This is a genomic window from Halarchaeum nitratireducens (assembly GCF_017874695.1).
GTDB lineage: Archaea > Halobacteriota > Halobacteria > Halobacteriales > Halobacteriaceae > Halarchaeum > Halarchaeum nitratireducens.
Genome location: NZ_JAGIKY010000005.1, coordinates 68,207 through 87,092 on the forward strand (window position 1 = coordinate 68,207; position 18,886 = coordinate 87,092).

At 69.4% G+C, this 18,886-nt stretch carries 18 protein-coding genes; 6 read left to right on the plus strand and 12 right to left on the minus strand.

What is annotated here, in order from left to right; translation table 11 throughout:
• Positions 1-3: 3 nt before the first annotated feature.
• The 7 genes from J2754_RS06635 to J2754_RS06665 form a co-directional block, all read right to left on the minus strand.
• The gene (locus J2754_RS06635) at positions 4-777 is read right to left on the minus strand and encodes an ethylbenzene dehydrogenase-related protein (protein ID WP_211087024.1); all 774 of its coding nucleotides are present in this window, start codon (positions 775-777) and stop codon (positions 4-6) included.
• A 49-nt stretch (positions 778-826) separates the two neighbouring features.
• Entirely contained in the window at positions 827-1,909 is a 1,083-nt protein-coding gene (narH, locus tag J2754_RS06640) for a nitrate reductase subunit beta (protein ID WP_188879231.1), read from the minus strand.
• A complete protein-coding gene (gene narG / locus J2754_RS06645; RefSeq protein WP_211086984.1) occupies positions 1,906-4,755 on the minus strand; it encodes a nitrate reductase subunit alpha in 2,850 nt (949 codons plus the stop codon). The genes narH and narG overlap by 4 nt, the downstream gene beginning before the upstream one ends.
• Positions 4,756-4,762: 7 nt before the next feature.
• A complete protein-coding gene (locus J2754_RS06650) occupies positions 4,763-6,103 on the minus strand; it encodes a cytochrome b (RefSeq protein ID WP_211086985.1) in 1,341 nt (446 codons plus the stop codon).
• Between the two features lie 2 nt (positions 6,104-6,105).
• Positions 6,106-6,777 (minus strand): QcrA and Rieske domain-containing protein, encoded by a 672-nt coding sequence (locus J2754_RS06655; protein ID WP_188879235.1) that lies wholly within the window; start codon positions 6,775-6,777, stop codon positions 6,106-6,108.
• The gene (locus tag J2754_RS06660; RefSeq protein ID WP_188879236.1) at positions 6,774-7,358 is read right to left on the minus strand and encodes a hypothetical protein; all 585 of its coding nucleotides are present in this window, start codon (positions 7,356-7,358) and stop codon (positions 6,774-6,776) included. The genes J2754_RS06655 and J2754_RS06660 overlap by 4 nt, the downstream gene beginning before the upstream one ends.
• A gap of 124 nt (positions 7,359-7,482) precedes the next feature.
• A complete protein-coding gene (locus tag J2754_RS06665) occupies positions 7,483-7,647 on the minus strand; it encodes a DUF7560 family zinc ribbon protein (protein WP_188879237.1) in 165 nt (54 codons plus the stop codon).
• Between the two features lie 130 nt (positions 7,648-7,777).
• On the opposite strand from J2754_RS06665, the gene cysK reads away from it, so the two are divergent.
• Together cysK and glgP are read left to right on the plus strand one after the other, a co-directional pair.
• Positions 7,778-8,695 carry a cysteine synthase A gene (gene cysK / locus J2754_RS06670; RefSeq protein ID WP_211086986.1) on the plus strand — a complete coding sequence of 306 codons (918 nt, stop codon included), beginning with the start codon at positions 7,778-7,780 and terminating at the stop codon, positions 8,693-8,695.
• A 178-nt stretch (positions 8,696-8,873) separates the two neighbouring features.
• Positions 8,874-10,580: an alpha-glucan family phosphorylase gene (glgP, locus tag J2754_RS06675; RefSeq protein WP_211086987.1), complete on the plus strand. Its 1,707-nt coding sequence runs from the start codon at positions 8,874-8,876 to the stop codon at positions 10,578-10,580.
• 88 nt (positions 10,581-10,668) lie between these two features.
• Here the strand turns inward: glgP and J2754_RS06680 are convergent, their stop codons facing one another.
• On the minus strand, positions 10,669-11,034 hold the full coding sequence (locus J2754_RS06680) for an HNH endonuclease (protein ID WP_211086988.1): 366 nt from the start codon (positions 11,032-11,034) through the stop codon (positions 10,669-10,671).
• Positions 11,035-11,298: 264 nt separating this feature from the next.
• Here J2754_RS06680 and J2754_RS06685 point away from each other — a divergent pair, with 264 nt between their 5' ends.
• The 4 genes from J2754_RS06685 to queC are packed head-to-tail and all read left to right on the plus strand — an operon-like array spanning position 11,299 to position 13,832.
• Complete coding sequence (locus tag J2754_RS06685; RefSeq protein WP_211086989.1) at positions 11,299-11,751, plus strand: 6-pyruvoyl trahydropterin synthase family protein; 453 nt, start codon at positions 11,299-11,301, stop codon at positions 11,749-11,751.
• Complete coding sequence (locus J2754_RS06690; protein ID WP_211086990.1) at positions 11,751-12,530, plus strand: 7-carboxy-7-deazaguanine synthase QueE; 780 nt, start codon at positions 11,751-11,753, stop codon at positions 12,528-12,530. The genes J2754_RS06685 and J2754_RS06690 overlap by 1 nt, the downstream gene beginning before the upstream one ends.
• A 4-nt stretch (positions 12,531-12,534) precedes the next feature.
• Positions 12,535-13,137 carry a GTP cyclohydrolase I gene (gene folE, locus J2754_RS06695; RefSeq protein ID WP_211086991.1) on the plus strand — a complete coding sequence of 201 codons (603 nt, stop codon included), beginning with the start codon at positions 12,535-12,537 and terminating at the stop codon, positions 13,135-13,137.
• Positions 13,134-13,832 carry a 7-cyano-7-deazaguanine synthase QueC gene (gene queC / locus J2754_RS06700; protein WP_211086992.1) on the plus strand — a complete coding sequence of 233 codons (699 nt, stop codon included), beginning with the start codon at positions 13,134-13,136 and terminating at the stop codon, positions 13,830-13,832. Before folE ends, queC begins: the two co-directional genes overlap by 4 nt.
• Positions 13,833-13,874: 42 nt before the next feature.
• On the opposite strand, the gene J2754_RS06705 is transcribed toward queC, so the two are convergent.
• The 4 genes from J2754_RS06705 to J2754_RS06720 form a co-directional block, all read right to left on the minus strand.
• Positions 13,875-15,182 (minus strand): acetamidase/formamidase family protein, encoded by a 1,308-nt coding sequence (locus J2754_RS06705; protein ID WP_188879244.1) that lies wholly within the window; start codon positions 15,180-15,182, stop codon positions 13,875-13,877.
• A 77-nt stretch (positions 15,183-15,259) separates the two neighbouring features.
• Complete coding sequence (locus tag J2754_RS06710; RefSeq protein ID WP_188879245.1) at positions 15,260-15,769, minus strand: metal-dependent hydrolase; 510 nt, start codon at positions 15,767-15,769, stop codon at positions 15,260-15,262.
• Between the two features lie 171 nt (positions 15,770-15,940).
• Positions 15,941-17,320, minus strand: coding sequence for a hypothetical protein (locus J2754_RS06715; protein ID WP_211086993.1), 1,380 nt, complete (start codon positions 17,318-17,320; stop codon positions 15,941-15,943).
• 236 nt (positions 17,321-17,556) lie between these two features.
• Positions 17,557-18,765, minus strand: a complete 1,209-nt coding sequence (locus J2754_RS06720) for an outer membrane protein assembly factor BamB family protein (RefSeq protein WP_211086994.1) — start codon at positions 18,763-18,765, stop codon at positions 17,557-17,559.
• Between the last annotated feature and the right edge of the window lie 121 nt (positions 18,766-18,886).

Sequence of the window (18,886 nt, forward strand, 5' to 3'; positions counted from 1 at the left end):
GTCTCAGTTTCCTCCGTCGTCGTCTCTGGCTCGCCGGACGCCCTCGATCGTCGTCGCGACGACGAGGACGACGGCGAGACCCGCGATTCCCCACAGGATGGCCTCGTAGGGCGGACCGCCGTCGTCGGGCGCGAACGGCAGGTAGTACCACTCGCTGACGGCCTTGTGGCCGCCGCGCTCCATGTTCGCGCCGTCCCAGGCGGCGAACGCGACGTTCAGGTCGTTCTCGAGCGCGACGTCGGTCCGGTTCTCGTTACTCGCGTGCAGGTCGCGGTGGAAGACGACGGCCCAGTGGCCGTCCTCGTGGGTCGCGTTCGCCGCGACCGTCGCGTTCGCGAAGCCCGTCGTTGTTCCGGGGCCGCCCGCGAGCAGTTCTTCCGTCCCCCCGGTCGCGCTCCACACCCAGACGTTCACGGGCGTGCCCGTCGACCCCATCGAGATGGGCGGGCGAGCGCTCGCGTTCACCGGGAGCTCGATCGCGGCCTTGTCGGGGAACTGCCGCGGGCCGGCGGCCGAGCGGTTCGCCGTCGGGTCCGCCCACTCGAGGCGGACGTAGAGTTCGCTCTCGGTGCGGACGACGCGGACGTTCGCGCGCTCGGCGGTGACGTCCGAGGCGTTCGGCGCGCCGCTCGGCGCGCTCGCCAGCGGCACCTCGACGCTGGAGGTGTTCAGCCACGCGTCCGCCCCGGGGTCGGCGAAGCGCGCGCCGTCGTCGGCCTCGCGCACCGGGATCTCGTAGGCCGGGCGGCTCGCGACCACGGCCGGCCCGACCGCCATCGCGACGAGCAGGGCGGCGACGACCACCGCGACCGCCTGACGGCGGCGCTCAGTCGGCACGGCCCTCCCCCCCCTCGAAGACGTCGAGGCGGTACTGTCGCGCCGGGTTCTGGTCCTGGAGTATCTCCATGAGCTCGCTCTCTCCACCGTTCTCGACGCGCGTGCGGTGGCGCTCGATGGTGTCGAGGGCGTCGTGGACCTGCTCGCCGAAGAGGTCCTCGAGGTAGTTGCGCGGGATGCGCTCGACGTCTATCGTCTCGCCGTCCTCGGAGTGCTGGGGCGGCGCGAACGGCGGGATGTAGTAGACGTTCGGCTGCGTCCGGAACTCCGGGTGGAGGCGGAGCGCGACGCCGTACTCCTCGACGAGCTTGTAGATGGGCCCCTTCGGGTCGTCGAGGAAGCCGACGAGGCGGAGCTGGGTCGGACACTGCTCCGCACACGCCGGCGCGTGCGTCTCGCCGTCCGGACCCTCGCCCTCGACGCGCGGGTAGCAGAAGAGGCACTTCTCCGACTTCTTGCGCTGGGCGTTGTAGTAGATCTTCTTGTACGGACAGCCCTCGACGCAGTAGCGATAGCCCCGACAGCGGTCCTGGTCGACGAGGACGATGCCGTCCTCGGCGCGCTTGTACACCGCGCTGCGCGGGCACGCCTCGACGCAGGAGGGGTGCGTGCAGTGGTTGCAGATGCGCGGGAGGTAGAAGTGATAGGAGTTCGGGTACTCGCCGGCGCCCTGGTCCTCCTCCCAGTTCGGCCCCCACTGCGGGTCCTGCTCTGGTTCGACGTGCTCGCTCTCGCCGGTGAAGAGCGTGCTCTCGTAGTCGAACTCCCACGGCTCGCCGTAGTCCTCGCCGCCGGGAATCTCGCCGACCTGCCGGTCGGTGTGGTCGTCGGACTGCCAGCCGCCGCCGAGCTCCTCCCAGCCGCGCGGGTAGCCCTCGCCGGGCTTCGTCTCGACGTTGTTCCAGTACATGTACTCGCGGCCGCCGGAGTCCGTCCAGAGGTTCTTGCAGGCGATGGTGCAGGTCTGACAGCCGACGCACTTGTTCAGGTCCATCACCATCGCGACCTGGTGGTCGATGCCGTCCGCGATGTCGACGCCGTCGGGCGTCTCCGAAGCCTCCTCGGCGCTCACTGGCCCTCACCTCCCTTCTTGCGGACGTCGATGCGGACGTCGCTGTTCACGCCCGTCGGTCCCCAGTAGTTCGGGGAGAAGGAGAGGTGTTCGCCCGAGTCCGCCGGATACTGGACGAGTTGGGTGGGCTTCATGTACATCGGAACGAGCGCGTTGAAGTTCTGGTGGTCGGGGAACTGGTACATCTCCCACGCGTGGTACATCGTCGCCGACCCCTCCGGGCTCGCCGGGTAGATCTTCGCGACGGCCTCGACCTCCGCGAGGTCGTTGAAGAGGACGACGTCGTCGCCGTCCTCGATGCCGCGCTCCTCGGCGTCGCTCGGGTTGAGGTAGACGACGGGTTCGCCCCGGTTGAGCCGGAGCATCTGCGGGTGGTCGCGCCACGTCGAGTGGATCGACCACCGGCCGTGGGGCGTGTTGTACTGGAGCGGGTAGTCGTCCTGCATCGTCTCCGGGGACTTGTGCGTCGGGAGCTCCTCGCCGAGGTCGAGGAACCAGTCGTGGTCGATGTAGTACTGCTGGCGCCCGGAGAAGGTCGGCCACGGCTCCTTGTCCTGCACGAAGTCCTGCCACGGCGCGTACGCCTCGCCCTCGTCGAGGTCCGACGTCCAGTGGCCGCCGGCCGCCTCGAAGCGCTGGGGCTGCTCGACGATGTCGTCCACCGTGACGTGGTTCTCGCTCTCCTCGGGGTTCGTCTCCTCGGAGTGCTCAAGGACGAAGTCCACGGCCGCGCGGTCCTCGGCGAGCGCGCCGGGCTCGCCGCTGATCCAGTCGCGGACGTAGTCGTCGTGGACGGACTGGAGGTCGATCTCGCGGTCGAACTCGCGGTCGTCGATGGGCTCGACACCGCGCTCGGTGGCGACCTCCTGTATCTTCGCGGCGAGCTCGCGGAAGATCTGCCAGTCCGTCTTCGCCTCGCCGAGCGGCTCGATGGCGGGCGTGAACGGGTGCACGTAGGAGTGCATGTCCGTCATCGAGAGGTCGTACTTCTCGTAGTGGCTCGCCGCCGGGAGGACGATGTCCGAGTAGAGCGCCGTCGAGTCCATGCGGAAGTTGATGTCGACGACGAGGTCGAGCTTCGGCCAGAGCGTCTCCTCGACGGCGACGTTCCCCTTGGACTGGTTGAAGTAGTTCCCCCGCCAGACGAACATCGTCGAGGGGTCGGGGCGCGTGCCGTCCGGGCGCTCGGCGGGGTACATCGGCATCCAGTCCTTCTCGAGGGCCTCCTCGACGCGCGCGACCGTCTCCGGGTCGGTGTTGTCGAGGACGCCAGCGTGGTAGTACGTCCAGAGCGTCGTCGGGACGCCGCGAACGTCGCCGGTGGGGAAGGAGAGGCTCTTCCAGCCGTGCGTCGTCCAGATCTTCTCCTGGCCGACGTAGTGGTCGAAGCCGGTGCCGTTCTCGCCGATGTTCCCGGTGAGCGTGCAGAGGAGCTGGATGGCGCGGTTCCCGAGGTCGTTGTGGTACCAGTCGTTGACGCCCTTGCCGTGGATGATCTTCGCCTTCTCGGCGTCCGCGAACTCGCGGGCGATGCGCTGGAGCGTCTCCGCGCCCACGCGCGTCTCCTCGTGGACGGCCTCGGGAGTGTACTCGGCGAGGCGGTCGGTGAGCTTGTTCCACACCGTCGTCACGGGGATGCCGTCGACGCTGAACTCGGCGTCGAGGCGGGGGTCGAAGTCGAGCGTGATGCTCGAGTCGGCGTCGTACTTGCCGTCGCGGTCGCCGAGCGACCCGGGCGCGACCCGGACGTCGCCCCCCTGATCGCACATGAGGAGCGTCTTGTCGTTCCCCATCCCGACGTCGCTCGCGCGGAGGTACTTCCCGGTGTCCTCGCGGACGAGCAGCGGCATGTCGGACTGCTCCTTCAGGTGCGCCTCGTCGTAGCGGCCCTCGGAGACGATGGTGTGCGCCATCCCGAGCGCGAGCGCGGCGTCCGTCCCCGCCTTCGGGCTGAGCCACTCGTCGGTGTGGATGGCGGTCTGGGAGTAGTCCGTGAAGATCCCGACGCGCTTCGTGCCGTCGTAGCCGGCGTCGAGGAAGTACTTCGCGTCCGGGATGCGCGTGACGTTCACGTTCGACCCCCACGCGATGAGGTAGTCGGCGTTGTACCAGTCGGCGGCCTCCGCGTTGTCCGTCTGGTGGCCGTACGTGAGCGGCTCTCCCGGCGGCAGGTCCGAGTACCAGTCGTAGAAGGAGTGACTGACGCCGCCGAGGAGGTTGACGAGGCGACTCCCCGAGGCGAAGGAGACCGGGCTCATCGCCGGGATGGGCGTGAAGCCGCTGATGCAGTCGTAGCGCCCGGCCTCGACCTCGTCGACGACGTGCTCGGCGATCTCCGTGAGCGCCTCGTTCCACGTGATGCGCTTCCACTTCCCCTCGCCGCGCGCGCCGGTGCGCTTCAGGGGGTACTTGATACGCTGCTCGGCGTTCACGTAGTCCGAGTAGCACGCGCCCTTGTTGCACCCGCGCGGGTTCGGGTCCGGGAGGTCCTCGTCGAACGTCGGGTAGTCGGCGGCCTGCTCCTCGCGCCAGACCTGTCCGTTCTTCACGTAGACGTCCCACGAGCAACTGCCCGTGCAGTTGACGCTGTGCGTCGAACGCGAGATCGAGTCCCAGTCCCACTTCTCCCGGTAGAAGTCCTCCCAGTCCCGATAGGGGTAGTCCCCGATGGGGTCGGAGACGACTTCGAGGCCGGTCAGTCCCTCCTCGCGAGCGGCGGAGAGGCCGCTAATGCCGAGCGCGGCGGCCGTCCCCGCGCCCGTGAGGAAGCCCCGGCGCGAGAGGCCCCCGCCGCCGTCGTCGGTCGTGTCACGATCCGTCCGTGGTGCGTCGTTGGTCTCACTCATTGTCGTATCAGTCGTCGGCAGGTCGCTGGTCGACGGTTCGGTCGGCGGGGTCGTCGCCGCGGAGCGCGTAGTAGGTCGCGAACGCGCCCGCGGTCGGCCAGACGAAGATGGCGATGGTCAGCGCGGTGTTGACGGGGCCGGTGCCAACCCCGAGCAGGTTCGCGAGCAGGTTGTTCATCCCCGCGATGGAGGCGATCATGACCATGAGGACGCCCGCGACGCCGACCGCCGTCGCAATCGGGCGCGCGAGCGGGTCCGCAGTGAAGTGGACGCTCCGCTCCTGTGGCCGGACGAACGGCCACGCGAACACCGCGAGGAACACCAGCCCCGAGAGGCCGACGCCGGCGAGGAACTCCGGGGAGAAGTGGAGGCCGGCGACGCTGAAGTTCAGCCACGTCGGCCAGAGCTTCAGGAAGCCGTAGACCCACATGAGGAACCAGTCCGGCATGATGACCGCCGGGGTGCTCGCCGGGTCGTACGGGCCGTACTCGGCGACGTTGTGCACGGGGAGGAAGCCGGCGAGGAGCGACGTCGTCGCGACGGTGAGGAAGAAGACGACCGCGCTCACCGCCGTCTGGTTCGGAACGGCCGGGAGGCCGATGACGACGTCGCCGTCGTCGCGCTCGACCGTCCCGCGACTCGTCTCGACGTCGTCCTCGCGCGCCGCCTCGGTGTGCTTCTGGTGGACGAGGATCGCCATGTGGAGCGCGATGAAGCCCGCGATGAGCAGCGGGACGAGGAAGACGTGCAGGAAGTAGAGTCGCGGAATCGAGGTGTTGGTCGGGTAGTCCCCGCCGAAGACGAGCTGCGCGAGGAAGTCCCCGATGAGCGGGATGGAGCTCGCGAGGTTGAACCCGATGGACGTCGCGGTGGTCGCGAACTCGTCGAAGGGGAGCGAGTAGCCCGTGTAGGCGGCGAGCATCGCGAGCGCCGCGAGCACGACGCCGACCGCCCAGTTCGCCTCCCGGGGCTTCCGGTACGCGCCCGTGAAGAAGACGCGGAGCATGTGGAGCGCGATCGAGGCGACGAAGACGTGGGCGGCCCAGTGGTGGAAGCGCCGCACGAACATCCCGAACGGCACGTCGTAGGTGAGCTGTAGGACGGAGGCGAACGCCCCGGGGAGCTCCTGTCCCTGGTACCGGACGACGCTCCCGTGGTAGGTGACGGACTCGATGGACGGGATGTAGAAGAGCCCGAGATACGTCCCCGTGATGACGAGGACGACGAAGCTGAAGAGCGCGACCTCGCCGAGGAGGAAGGAGTCCTCCGCCGGGAACGACTTCCCGAGGTAGGGCTCGAACACCTCCGTCTCGAAGCGCTCGCCGACCCACGCGGTGAGGCGGTCCATCGTCACTCACCCCCGGCGCCGACCGGCGCCTCGAAGTCGCCGATCGCGATGAGTTCGCCGTTCTCCGTCTGCGTGATGGGGAGCTGGGGGAGCGGACGCGGCGGCGGCCCGCCGACGACAGCCGCCCCCTGCGTCGGGTCGTACTTCCCGAAGTGGCAGGGACAGACGAGCGGGTTCTCGTCCTCGCCCCCGACCATACAGCCGGCGTGCGTGCAGACCTTCGAGTAGGCGGCGTAGCCCTCGACGACGGAGTCCATCCGCGTCTCGCCGCCGTACTCGCTCTCCTCGTAGCGCACGAGCACCGTCGGTGCCTTCGCGATCCCGGGGTGCGTCGCGGGGTAGACCGTCATCCCCTCGCCGTAGTCGAGCGCCTCGGTCGTCACGCGGTTCCCGTCGCCGTCGACGAGGTGGACGCCCTCCGAGTAGATCGGCCCCGTGTACTCCTGCTCGAAGACCTCCGTGAGGCTCGCGACCGGCGCCGCGAGGCTCCCGACGGCCGTGAGGCCGCCGACGGTCGCGAGCGCCTGCGCGTAGCGCCGCCGCGGGAGCGATCGCCACGCCGCCGTGAAGATGCTCGGCGACACGCTCTCGCCCCCGTCGTCGTGCGGGCACGACTCGCAGGCGTCCGATTCGTCGTGGTCGTCGTGGTCATGGTCGTGATCTGATCGGGTCATGCGCGATGGCTCCGTTCCTCCGCGACCTCGACGTGCGGCATGAACCACGCGTAGTAGGCGATCGTCGACCCCGCGAGCGAGAGGAACATCCCCGCGAGGTAGACGCCGAAGAACTGCGTTCGCGCGATCGTGAGGTACTCGCTCGTGAACAGCGCCGCGAAGACGATCGCGAGGACGGTCAGCCCGCCCATCGCGACGAGTCCGGTGACGTCCTCGCTCGGCGCGTGGTACGCCGCGATCCATCGGTTCTCCGTCTCGATCCAGGGGAACGTCGTCCCCTCGTCCGGCGGCGTCGACGACTCGCCGTCGGCCGGCCGGACGAGCCGGTCCATGAACCGGTGGGTGGCGACGAGCGCGACGACCAATCCGAACAGCGCGATCCAGACGACGACGCCGACCTCGCTCGGCATGAGCTCGTTCGGCGTCGCGACGAACCCCGAGAGGGGGCGGATGCGGGAGACGGACTGGTCGATGGCGATCTCCTCGACGTGGCCGTAGTCGTTGAGCGCGACCACCCACATCGGGACGAGGACCGAGGCGACGAACCCCGATACGATCCCGAGCCGTGTCTTTCGTCTCATGTATTGCTCTCGTTCATCTGCCGCAGTCGCGTCTCGACACAGGAGGAAGTCGACGCGAAACGAGGATAGAGAGGGTCCCCGTATGCGATGGTGTTTTAAGTACCGGGGTGGGGTGATCCGGGGGTCACGATGTCGATGAGGACCCAGACAGCCGGGCGAAATCCGCCTCCGAGAGCGACGCCCCGCAGAGGACGCACCCGGCGGCGAGGAGGTCGTCGCGCATGGCCGCGTCGACCGCGAACGACTCCGCGCACGACGGACAGCGGACCCGGTATTCGGCCTCGGCCATCGGTGCAGGCGGGTACCGGCGTCCGACGCATAGTCGCTCGCCCCCGATATGGCGGGCCACTTTACGGGCCGTGAAAGCCCCCGATACCGTGGTCGGGTCGTGAAGGGCGGACGACGCGTCGATACGCGTGATGTCCATCGCAGACAGCGTCACCGACCTCGTCGGAGAGACGCCGCTCGTCCGCCTCGACTCCGTCCCCGGGACGGTCGTCGGGAAGCTCGAGTCGACGAACCCGACGCACTCCGTGAAGGACCGCATCGCCGTCGCGATGCTCGAGGCCGCCGAGGAGCGCGGGCACCTCGACGACGGGACGACGATCATCGAGCCGACGAGCGGTAACACCGGCGTCGGGCTCGCGGCCGCCGCCGCGGCGAAGGGGTACGACCTCGTGCTCACGATGCCCGAGTCGATGAGCGAGGAGCGACGCCGCCTCCTCGCCGCGTTCGGCGCGGACCTCGTGCTCACGCCGAGCGCGGGCGGCATGGACGGCGCCGTCGAGCGCGCGCACGAGCTCGCGGCCGACACCGAGGACGCCTTCGTCCCCCAGCAGTTCGAGAACCCCGCGAACCCGCGCGTCCACCGCGAGACGACCGGCCCCGAGATCTGGGAGGCGACCGACGGCGACGTCGACGTCGTCGTCGCGGGCGTCGGGACCGGCGGCACGATCACCGGCGTCGCCGAGCACTTCGTCGAGGAGCGCGGGGCGGACGTCACGGTCGTCGGCGTCGAGCCCGCCGGCTCGCCGGTCCTCTCCGGCGGCGACCCCGGGTCGCACGGCGTCCAGGGGATCGGCGCGGGCTTCGTCCCGGACGTCCTCCGCACGGACCTCCTCGACGACGTCGTCACCGTCGAGGGGGCGGCGGCCGAGGAGCGAACCCGCCAGCTCGCGACCGAGGAGGGCATCCTCGCCGGCGTCTCCTCGGGCGCCGCGCTCGACGCGGCCGCACGCGTCGCCGCGCGCCCCGAGCACGAGGACGACCTCGTCGTCGTCGTGCTCCCGGACACCGGCGAGCGCTACCTCTCGACGGACCTCTTCGTCCGCGAGTGACCGAGCGTGACGACGGGACGGATGGCGTCGATCGAGCGGTCCGGACGACCGAACGCGAGGCGATGGCCGCGGCCCTCGACGAGTAGCGCCACGGCCTCGGCCGTTCGGCGGCGGAGCTGACACACGACGCGACCGGCGTCCCAAAGACCCATGCGGCGATGCGTCGAATCGGGAGACGATGAACGCGTGGCAGGACGCGGACGGGCACGTCGCCTACGTGAGTATGGAGGTCGCGATCGAGAACGACGCGAACACGTACGCGGGCGGTCTCGGGGTGCTCGCGGGCGACACGCTCCGCGCGTTCGCCGACGCCGACGTCCCCGCGGTGGGCGTCACGCCGCTGAACGACGCCGGCCTTGGCGAACAACACCTCGAAGACGGTACGCAGACCTACGAGGCCGCCGACTGGGACCCCTCCGCGTTCTTCGACCCCCTCGACGTGAGCGCGACCGTCCGCCTCGGCGACGATACCGTGACCGTCGGCGCGTGGCGGTACGAGGTCGAGACGGCGGACGGATCGGTGCCGCTCGTCGCGCTCGACACCGACCGCCCCGAGAACCCCGGGTGGGCGCGCTCGCTCACCCGATCCGTCTACGGCGTCGACCTCGACCGCGACGACGCGCTCGCACAGGAGGCCGTCCTCGGTATCGGCGCCGTGCGCGTCCTCGACGCCCTCGACTACGACGTCCACACCTATCACCTCAACGAGGGCCACGCCAGTCCGCTCGTCCTCGAACTCCTGCGACGAACCGGGATCGATCCCGACGCCGTGCGCGAGCGCTGCGTCTTCACCACGCACACGCCGGTCGCGGCCGCCCACGAGGCGTACGACTACGACCGCCTCGACGCGCTCCTCGATCTCTCCGAGGCGCTCGCATGCGTCCGCGAGCGGACGAGCGCGGAGGCCTACCACACCACGCGCGTCGCGCTCGCCTTCTCCCGGTACGCGAACGCGGTCTCGAAACGCCACCAGTGGGTGACGCATGACCTCTTCCCCGACTACCGCGAGCACATCGACGCCGTCACGAACGGCGTCCACGTCCCGACGTGGCTCGGGGAACACGTCGCGGACTGCCTCGACGCCTACATCGACGGCTACCGACGGGCGCCCTCGCGGCTCCGACACGCCACGCTCGTCGGCGACGACGACCTCTGGGCGGCCCACCAGGCGCAAAAGCGCGATCTCCTCGAACTCGTCGCCGAGCGCACCGGCGTCGACCTCGACCCGGACGTCCTCACGCTCGGGTTCGCGCGCCGCGCCGTCCCCTACAAGCGCCCGACGCTCCTCTTCGAGGACACCGACCGACTCCGCCGGATCGCCGCGCACGTCAACGGCCTCCAAATCGTCTTCGCCGGGAAGGGCTTCCCCGGCGACGACGCGGGCGACGCGCTCGTCAGTGAGATCCATGATCACATCGACGCCCTCGCCGGCGACGTGCCGATGGCGTACCTCCCCGACTACGACCTCGAGATCGGCCGGCGAATGACGGCCGGCGCGGACGTCTGGCTCAACACGCCGCGCCGCCCCCGCGAGGCCTGCGGGACGTCCGGGATGAAGGCCGCGCTCAACGGTGTCCCCCACCTCAGCACGCTCGACGGCTGGTGGGTCGAGGGACACGTCGCGGACGCCACCGGCTGGCGCATCGGTCCCCCGCCCTTCGACCCGGAGACGCAGGCGCTCTCCGACGACGAGGAGGACGCCGTCGACGCGACCGCGCTCTACGATCGCCTCGCCGACGACGTCCTTCCGGCCTACTACGCGGACCGCGACCGCTGGCTCGACATCATGCGGAACTGCATCGCGCTCAACGGCGCTCACTACCACGCGCGGCGCATGGTCGGTGAGTACTGCGCGAGCGCCTACGCGAGTTCGTCATCGGCGTGACCCGCAATGTCGTCCGACGAAGCGCTCGGAGAGCGACGGGGTGCTATCGGGGGGAGGAGCCGTCGAGCGGAGCGCTCGCCGCCTCCGATCACAGCCACGAGAGACCGGCGTTGAGTTGGTCGAGGAACGCGTCTCGGACGCGCGCATCCGCGGGGAGTGCGACGCGTTCGCCCGCTCGTTCGCCGATGGTCTCCACGAGGAAGGGGTGTGCGGGGTCGAACGAGGGACTCGTCCGGATCCGATAGTCGCTGTCGATGGTGAAGAGCGCGGCGTCGAACGCGCGGTGGTGGAGCGCGTTCAACACGCGGACGTTCTCGGGGTGTTCGGCGAGGGCGGGGCGTTGGCCCCGCGGGAGGACGTGTGCGAGATCGAGGAGCGACGCCTCGCGGATCCCGGTGATCGCACACGCGCCACCGTACCGTTCGAACGTCGCGTCGCGGAACGCGTCGCTCACCACGGTGTCCCTCGTCTCGTAGCGACGGACCCGCCCCTGCGCGTCGAGGGGGTCGCCGGTCGGCCACTGTGCGAGTTCGCCGGTCTGGACCCAGCGTCGCCAGACGTCCGGTGCGCGGCTGTCGTCGTTCTGCCGGGCGCGCTCGTGCAGCCACGTGACCGGGACGGATGCCGGTGTGGTCGTCGCGGACGACGGTCACGTAGTCGGCCACCGGATAGATATTCTATCGATATTACTTTGGGTGCCCTCAGAGAACACGACATCGTGTCTCTCGAACAGCAACCCGCGTCATCACTCGCCGACGCCGGGGAACGAACCCTCCACATCGGCGGCGAGCGGCCCATCCGGATCAGCACCGGCCATCGACTCCTCCATCACGACGGGAAGTGCAGTCGGCCCCACGGCCACAACTACGAGATCTCCATTGAGGTGACCGGTACGCTCTCCTCGGACGGCTGGGTCGTCGACAAGGGCGACGTCACGGACGTCATCGACGAGTGGGATCATCGCTTCCTCGTCGAGGCCGGCGACCCGCTCGTCGAGGCCTTCGAGGCCAGCGACGACGCCGATGGTCTCGTCGTCCTCGAACACCCGCCGACGGCCGAAGTGATGGGCATTCTGTTGGAGGAGAAGCTCTACGACGCCCTCCCGGATCGCGTCTCCGATATTTCTGTTTCCGTCCGGGAAACGGCTGAGCTCTGCGCCGGGGGGTACTGATGCCGGTCAACTCGACCGCCGACTCCGAACCGTCGAGCGCGGAGACGTCTGACGGCGCGACGCTCCCGATCAACGAGTGCTTCTACTCGCTCCAGGGGGAAGGCACACTCGCGGGCGTTCCGAGCGTCTTCGTGCGCACGAGCGGGTGCAACCTCCGGTGTTGGTTCTGCGACTCCTACCACACCTCGTGGGAGCCCACGCACGGCCAGCTGAGCATTGACGACATCGTCGCGGAAGTCGAGTCTCACGAGGAGGCCGACCACGTCGTTCTCACCGGTGGTGAACCGCTTATCCACGAGCAGTCGGTCGACCTCCTCGAACGCCTCGACGAGTTGGGCTACCACACGACCGTCGAGACGAACGGAACCATCTATCGCGATGCACCCATCGACCTCGCGAGCATCAGCCCGAAACTCGCCTCCAGCACACCCACCGAGGAGAAAGACCCGAAGGGCGACGGCGAGTGGGCCGAGCGCCACGACGAACGTCGGATCGATATCGATACGCTCGCGGATCTCGTCGACGCCTACGACTCGCAATTGAAGTTCGTCGTCACCGGCGAAGACGACCTCCCGGAGATCGAGAATCTGCTCGATCGCGTCCGGAACGCCACTTCGACGACGGTTCGCGACTCGGACGTCCTCCTGATGCCCGAGGGAGTGACGCGCGAGCAGTTAGACGTCTCGCGGAACGCGGTCGCCGAGCTCGCGATGGAGTACGGCTACCGCTACACGCCCCGCCTCCACGTCGACCTCTGGAACGACGCCCCCGGTACCTGAGACGATGACCGACCACTCACAGCTCACGCAGTCCGAACGCGAGAGTATCGACCGGGAGAAGGCCCGGCGCGCGACGCGCCTCCTCCTCGAAGCGCTCGGCGAGGACCCCGACCGGCCCGGCCTCGAAGACACCTGGGAGCGTCGCGTTCCCGACGCCTTTGCGACGCTCACCGACGGCAATCGCGCCGAGGCGAAACCGACGATGCGCACCTTCGACGCCGACTCCGAGGACCTCGTCGTGAAGACCGGCATTCCGTTCTACTCGCTCTGCGAACACCATCTCCTCCCCTTCCACGGGACGGCCCACATCGCCTACCGGCCCGGCGAGGAGATCGTTGGCCTCTCGAAGCTCGCGCGGTACGTCCGCTGGCAGTCCCGCCAACTCACCATGCAGGAACGCCTCACCAACGACATCGCGTCCGGCCTCGCAGGCGAACTGGATGCGCCCACGGTACTTGTCGAGATGAACGCAACCCACCTCTGTGAAGCGATGCGCGGTATCGAGACCGAGAGCACGACCACGACCCGGACGACGGTCGGCGACCCGACCGACGTCGAGCGCGAACAGTTCTACGCGGCGGTCGCTCGCGCGGAGGGCCAGCAATGAGCGACGCGAAGCGCGCCGTCGTCCTCGCCTCTGGAGGCATGGACTCGGCGACCGCCGCTGCCGTCGCCCGAGAACGAGGCTACGAGCTCTACATGCTCCACACGAGCTACGGGCAGCGAACGGAGGACACGGAGTACGAGTGTGCGACAGCGCAGGCGGAACACTTCGACGCGGCGGACTTCCTTCACCTCACCACCGACCATCTCTCGAAGATCGGCGGCTCCTCGCTCACGGACGCCGAGATGGACGTCGAGGAAGCGGACTTGGAGAGCGACGAAGTTCCGACCTCGTACGTCCCCTTCCGGAACGCGAACCTCCTCGCGATGGCGACTTCCTACGCCGAAGCGAACGACTGCGACGCCGTCTTCATGGGCGCGCACTCCGAGGACTTCTCGGGGTATCCGGACTGCCGGCCCGAATTCTTCGACGCCTTCCAGCAGGTCGTCGATGTCGGCACCAAGGACGACACCCGGATCAACGTCGAGGCTCCCTTTACCGAGTGGTCGAAGACCGATATCGCCCGGAAGGGAACCGAACTCGACGTCCCCTACGAACTCACGTGGAGTTGCTACCGCGACGACGAACCCGCGTGTGGCACCTGCGATGCCTGCGCCTTCCGCCTCCAGGCCTTCCAGCACATCGGCGTCCGTGACCCAATCGAGTACGCCGAGCGACCGGATTACACAGAGGGGTAACGGTAACGCCCTTGACGGCCGGTGTGACCGGCGAGGGAGTACTTACAGGCCGTACTGCTCGCGCACGAGCCCATCGATCCCGCGGTCGGCGAGGAGTTCCATCGGGACGAGCATGTCGAGTTGGACGACGCCGGGGAGGCGGCCGATCTGAACGCCGCCGGTGAACGTACATCGGGCGCGGATCTCGCCCTCTCTCATGTCGAGCAGCGTGGACGCGCGGTCGAAGGCGTTCTGCGTGGCGGCGTTCACCGTCGCGCCGGAGCCGACCACCTGAAGCGGCCCCATCTCGGTCGTCACGTCGACATCGTGCTCGGCGCCGAGATCGAGTCCCGCCTCGCGCTCCGCGTCGCCGTACGGCTTACTGATGAAGGGGAGGTCCGCCTCGTTGGGGAGGACGATCGGCCCGTCGAGTTCGAGCCCCTCGATTACCTCCACGTCCATCGTGACGGTCCCGCTGACGTCGGTCGTGTGCAACGAGAGCTCGCCGTCACCCTGGTTCGCGTGCAGGTCGCCGACGTAGAGCCCCGCACCGTCGACGTCCACCGGGCAGATGAGCGTCGCTCCCGCACGGACTTCCGGGATGTCCATGTGACCATCGGTGCGCTCCTCGAGATCCGCCTCGGTGTTCACGCCGTAGTCGTGCTCCGCCCCGATGAGGTTCTGTCCGAAGTCGCCAGCGTTGTGCGAGTCGGGCATCGTGACCGACGGCGTCGTACCGATGTTGCCGATAAACGGTCGGAGGCGCCCTAGCGTCCCCGGCATCCCGTCCGGTTCGTACAACAGGATCGGATGCTGTCGGGCGTTCTCGGGGATGTCCATCACCTCCGCGGCGTTCAACGCGAGCTCGTGAGCCCCGTCCGCGTCGAGCGTGATGCCGACGGCGTTCTCGTGGTCGAACGCGACGGTGTAGCCGTACTCGAAGCCGAACGAGGAGGCGTTGGCGCCGCACTCCGCACACCGGATCGCGTCCTCACCCGTCCCCTCGACGATCGAGTCGGGCCACGCGGTGCCACACTCCGGACAGCGGTGGTCGACGAACGGGTCGTCCTGGAACGCGCCCGCGCGCTCGGCCATCGAACCCGTGCTCGTCGCCATGCTCGTCACCTCGACGTCGCGGACGTGGACCGCGACGGCGTCGCCGACTTCGGCACCCTCGACGCGGATCGGACGCGTCACCTCGTGGCCGCCGCGAAAGGAGGGCGTGATCATCGGGCCCCAACAGCCCGGCGGCGTGTACGTGGTGATCGTCCCGCCGTCGGTGACCGTCCCCGCCCACTCCTGATCCGGTCCGACGAGACCCAGCGTGTACTGATCGACGTAGAGCTCTTCGCGCGGCTCGTGCTGAGACATCTCATACCAACCTTTGTCGCAGTTTCGCATAAAGACGCCGCCCGCCGTGAGCGAGAACTCGCTCTCCGCGACGTCCGTCACACGCCCGTAGCGGCGTCGGCGAGCGCCGTACCGGCACCGAACGCCGAGAGGACGGCGAGGAGGCCGAGGCTGAGGAGCGCGTAGTTCGCGATCGGGTTCGCGGCCGTCACGATATCGTACGTGTAGCGCCGACCGTTCCACGGGGCGAAGGGGCGAACGCCGGCGGGCGTGAGCGCGTCGGCGGCGATGTGTGCGAAGATCGAACTCGCGGCGACGACGAACCCGAAGCTCCCGAGGCCGACCGCGGCCGGCACACTCCACCGGGCTCCGACGACGACCCCGACGAGGAGGCCGACGCTCCCGACGACGGCGGCAAACCAGACGGTGTGCGTCGGCCCACGATGCGTGACGGTGGGGATCCGCTGATCGTAATCCGGGACCGTCGTCAGGGCGAGCGTGGCGAGCGCGCCGACGAACACGAGCGTCTCGAACCCGAGCGCCGCCACGGCGAACGCGATCGGCGCGTACGCGAGGAGCGCGGCGCCGTAGTGACCGTACCGGTACACGGTGGTTCGATCAACGCGCTACCGCCGGATAACGGTCCGGGCCGGGCCGCTCGCCGAGGACGCGACGGCGGTGTGCGATCGATGACTCCGCATCCGACGCACCCGGTGCTCTCGGCGTCGATTCGACCCGCCGGTGCTCGAAGCACCCCGATCCGGCCGCCAGCGCCCCTGTCACGACACGACGGGGCGGGAGACGATCCAGAGCGAGAGGACGGTGTAGGCGACCATCAGCGCGACGAGCGGGCCGTGTGCCCGCCACGCTCGCGTTCGGTCGTCGTAGCGGCGCAGCGTCGCGTAGTGGGCGGCGACGACCGCGACGACGTGGCCGGCGACGATGACGACGACCTCGAACCCCCAGTAGGTCGGGACGGAGAGCCACGCGAGCGGCGCGAAGGCGACATCGAGGCCGATCCCGGCGAGCGCCAACTCGGCGACGCGCGCCGCCGACGTGACGACGGCCGTGCTGTAGTGTGCGACCTCGTAGACGACGGCGATCGGGAGGACGCTCGGCGCGATGTGTCGCGCGGTCGCGACGACGTCGTGACCGCCGCCGAGTCGGTCGACGAGGACGGCGGTGAGCGCGAACGCCGCGAGGAAGCCAGTGAAGCCGGCGAGGTAGAGTGCGATCTCGGTGGCCGTGTACGAGATGCCGAGCAGTCCGTGCGCTCCGACGAGCAGCGCTTGGAACTGCGGGGTGCTGGTGAAGCCGTCGAAGCTGATCGTGTAGACGGTGGCGACGACGAACGCGACGCGGCCGACCGATGCCACCGGCCGCGCGCAGGCCGCCCACGGCGCGCGGAGCGTCGCCCCGAGTCGGGAGTCGCGTCGGTGCACGGCGATCGGTGCGACGCGACCGAGGAGGGCGAGGAAGACCCCGACCGGGTCGGCGTGCTCGCGCCACGTCGGACCGACGACGAGGAGGCCGGCGAGCATCCAGAGGGTGTAGGCCGCGAGGAGCGCCGCCGTCTTCGACGGCGACTCCGGGACCACGGTGAGGTTCTCCAGCACGCCGACGAGCAGGAGGAATCCGGCGAGCGCGGGCCAGCCGCCGAGCCACGCGACGTCCCGCTCACGGAGCGCCACCGCTCGCCCTTCGAGCCGGCAGAGCCAGTCGTAGAGGGCGTTCCACGGCGCGAGGACGCGCCACGGCGAGCCGACGAGCGCCGCGACGAGCGCGAGCCCGTGGACGGCGAGCACCCACGTCATGAGCGTGGCGACGTTCGCGGCGCGGATCTGGCGGCCGACGAACCCCCGATAGAGCACGACCGCGAACCCCGCGACCGCGAGCAGTTGGACGCCCGCGACGAGCGCACGCGTCGCCCGCCGCCCGAGCACGGCGTGCGTCCGCTCGTCCGCGGTCGGATCCGAGACGAGGCGCGCGGACGCCGCGGCGGTCACGAGGACCGTCACGCCCGCACCCGCGTAGAGATAGCCGAGCGGGATCGGCGCTGCGAACCGCGACGCCTGGATCTGGTGCGCGCTCACCGTCCCGGCAGTCACGAGGAGGGACACGACCGCCCAGACGGCCCGGCGGAGTGCGCGTCCCCTCATACGTCGAAGGCGTCCTCGGCGAGTCGGGCGAAGCGGCCGCCGCGTCGGTCGGCGACGCGCGACGTGATCCGGGCGCGTTGGTCAGTCATCGCGGATCCCCCCAGAGTGTGCACCGTCATCTCACTCCCCCGTTCGGGGATCGTCTACTAATGTGGTCTCATCATCGACCGTGGTCCGCCCGACCGTCCGTGTGCCGTCGACGGCGGCGTGCTCGCGGCGCTCGTCGTGCGGGCGAGCTACGAGGTGTCGGTGTCGTCGGAGAGCGCGACGACGCGACCGTCACCGTACATCACGAGGATCTCGTCGCGGCCGTCGCCGTCGATGTCGAAGAGCGTCGGCTCCGCCCAGACGGCGACGTCCCGGCTGTACGACGCTTGTACGTCCCCCGTTCGCGGGGACAGCACGTAGACGGTGCCGTCGTTGGTGACGGCGACGATCTCCGATGCGCCGTCGCCGTCCACGTCGCCCGCGACGGGCGGCGGCAGCACGTCCGCGTCCGTCGAGAGCGTCGTTCGCCACTCGGTCGCACCCGTGCTGACGTTCAACGCGGCGACGACGTCGCCGCCGCCGCCGACGTAGACTTCGGGCGTTCCGTCGCCGTCCCCGTCCTCGACGTGACCGAGTGACGGCCGCGTCCAGTTCGTGCGCTGCCAGCGTCGAGCGCCGTCCGCGTCGAACGCGGTGATCGTCGACCCGCCGGACGCGACGACGACGCTCTGTCCGTCGAGGCGGCCGGCGGCGAGCCACGTCCCGCGGGTCGGTCGCTGCCAGACGACGCGACCGGTCGCGTCGAAGACGGTGAGGTTCTCGTTCGATCCGACGGCGATAGTCGGCCCGGAGACGCTCGGGACGTCGATCCGCTTCGGCGTGGCGAGAACGGTCTCGTCGATGTCGTATCGCCACGCGACGCTCCCGTTCGCGGTGGTCGCGAACACCGACCCCCGGAAGTCGGGCTGGACGACGAGACGCCGCGGTTCGGTGAGGACGACGGGGCCGGCGTACCCGAACGACGTGAGGTTCTGCGTCCACTGGGTCTCCCCGGTGTCGGCGTCGTAGACGTACAGGCGTTCCTCGGTCGTCGGCACGAGCACGTCCGCGCGCCCGTCGCCGGTCGCGTCGGCGACCACCGGATCGCCGATCCCGTGGATCGCGCACCGATCCGGATCGATCGCGCGCTGCCAGCGGATCCCGCCGCTCGCGTTCAGCATCGTCACCGCACAGCGCGCGTCCTCCCCCGCGACGGAACTCACCGGTGCGACGACGTCGACGCGGTCGTCGGCCGCGGCGGCGGTGACCGGATGGTGGTTCACCTGATTCGACCGCGGCGTATCCGAGACCCAGTCGACGGACAGCCCGCCGGAAGAGCCCGTGAAGAGGCCGACGCCGACGACGCCACCGAGGGCGAGTAACACCACGACGGCGGCGACGGCCGTCCGAGTTCGCATCACTGGCACTTCGATCGAACACCGTTAAACGCTGTCGGGAGCGCGGCGCGTTCGATCCGCGGACCACGTCACGTGTCCGCCCCGACGACCGCCGCACGGGGCGATCGAGCGCGCGGTTCGA

Bases quoted from the DNA above. Each gene is read 5' to 3' on its own strand.
- J2754_RS06635 (WP_211087024.1), bottom strand. From the start codon at position 777: ATGGCGGTCGGGCCGGCCGTGGTCGCGAGCCGCCCGGCCTACGAGATC.
- narG (WP_211086984.1), bottom strand. From the start codon at position 4,755: ATGAGTGAGACCAACGACGCACCACGGACGGATCGTGACACGACCGAC.
- J2754_RS06650 (WP_211086985.1), bottom strand. From the start codon at position 6,103: ATGGACCGCCTCACCGCGTGGGTCGGCGAGCGCTTCGAGACGGAGGTG.
- J2754_RS06655 (WP_188879235.1), bottom strand. From the start codon at position 6,777: ATGACCCGATCAGATCACGACCATGACCACGACGACCACGACGAATCG.
- J2754_RS06660 (WP_188879236.1), bottom strand. From the start codon at position 7,358: ATGAGACGAAAGACACGGCTCGGGATCGTATCGGGGTTCGTCGCCTCG.
- J2754_RS06665 (WP_188879237.1), bottom strand. From the start codon at position 7,647: ATGGCCGAGGCCGAATACCGGGTCCGCTGTCCGTCGTGCGCGGAGTCG.
- cysK (WP_211086986.1), top strand. From the start codon at position 7,778: ATGTCCATCGCAGACAGCGTCACCGACCTCGTCGGAGAGACGCCGCTC.
- glgP (WP_211086987.1), top strand. From the start codon at position 8,874: ATGAACGCGTGGCAGGACGCGGACGGGCACGTCGCCTACGTGAGTATG.
- J2754_RS06690 (WP_211086990.1), top strand. From the start codon at position 11,751: ATGCCGGTCAACTCGACCGCCGACTCCGAACCGTCGAGCGCGGAGACG.
- folE (WP_211086991.1), top strand. From the start codon at position 12,535: ATGACCGACCACTCACAGCTCACGCAGTCCGAACGCGAGAGTATCGAC.
- queC (WP_211086992.1), top strand. From the start codon at position 13,134: ATGAGCGACGCGAAGCGCGCCGTCGTCCTCGCCTCTGGAGGCATGGAC.
- J2754_RS06705 (WP_188879244.1), bottom strand. From the start codon at position 15,182: ATGTCTCAGCACGAGCCGCGCGAAGAGCTCTACGTCGATCAGTACACG.
- J2754_RS06715 (WP_211086993.1), bottom strand. From the start codon at position 17,320: ATGAGGGGACGCGCACTCCGCCGGGCCGTCTGGGCGGTCGTGTCCCTC.
- J2754_RS06720 (WP_211086994.1), bottom strand. From the start codon at position 18,765: ATGCGAACTCGGACGGCCGTCGCCGCCGTCGTGGTGTTACTCGCCCTC.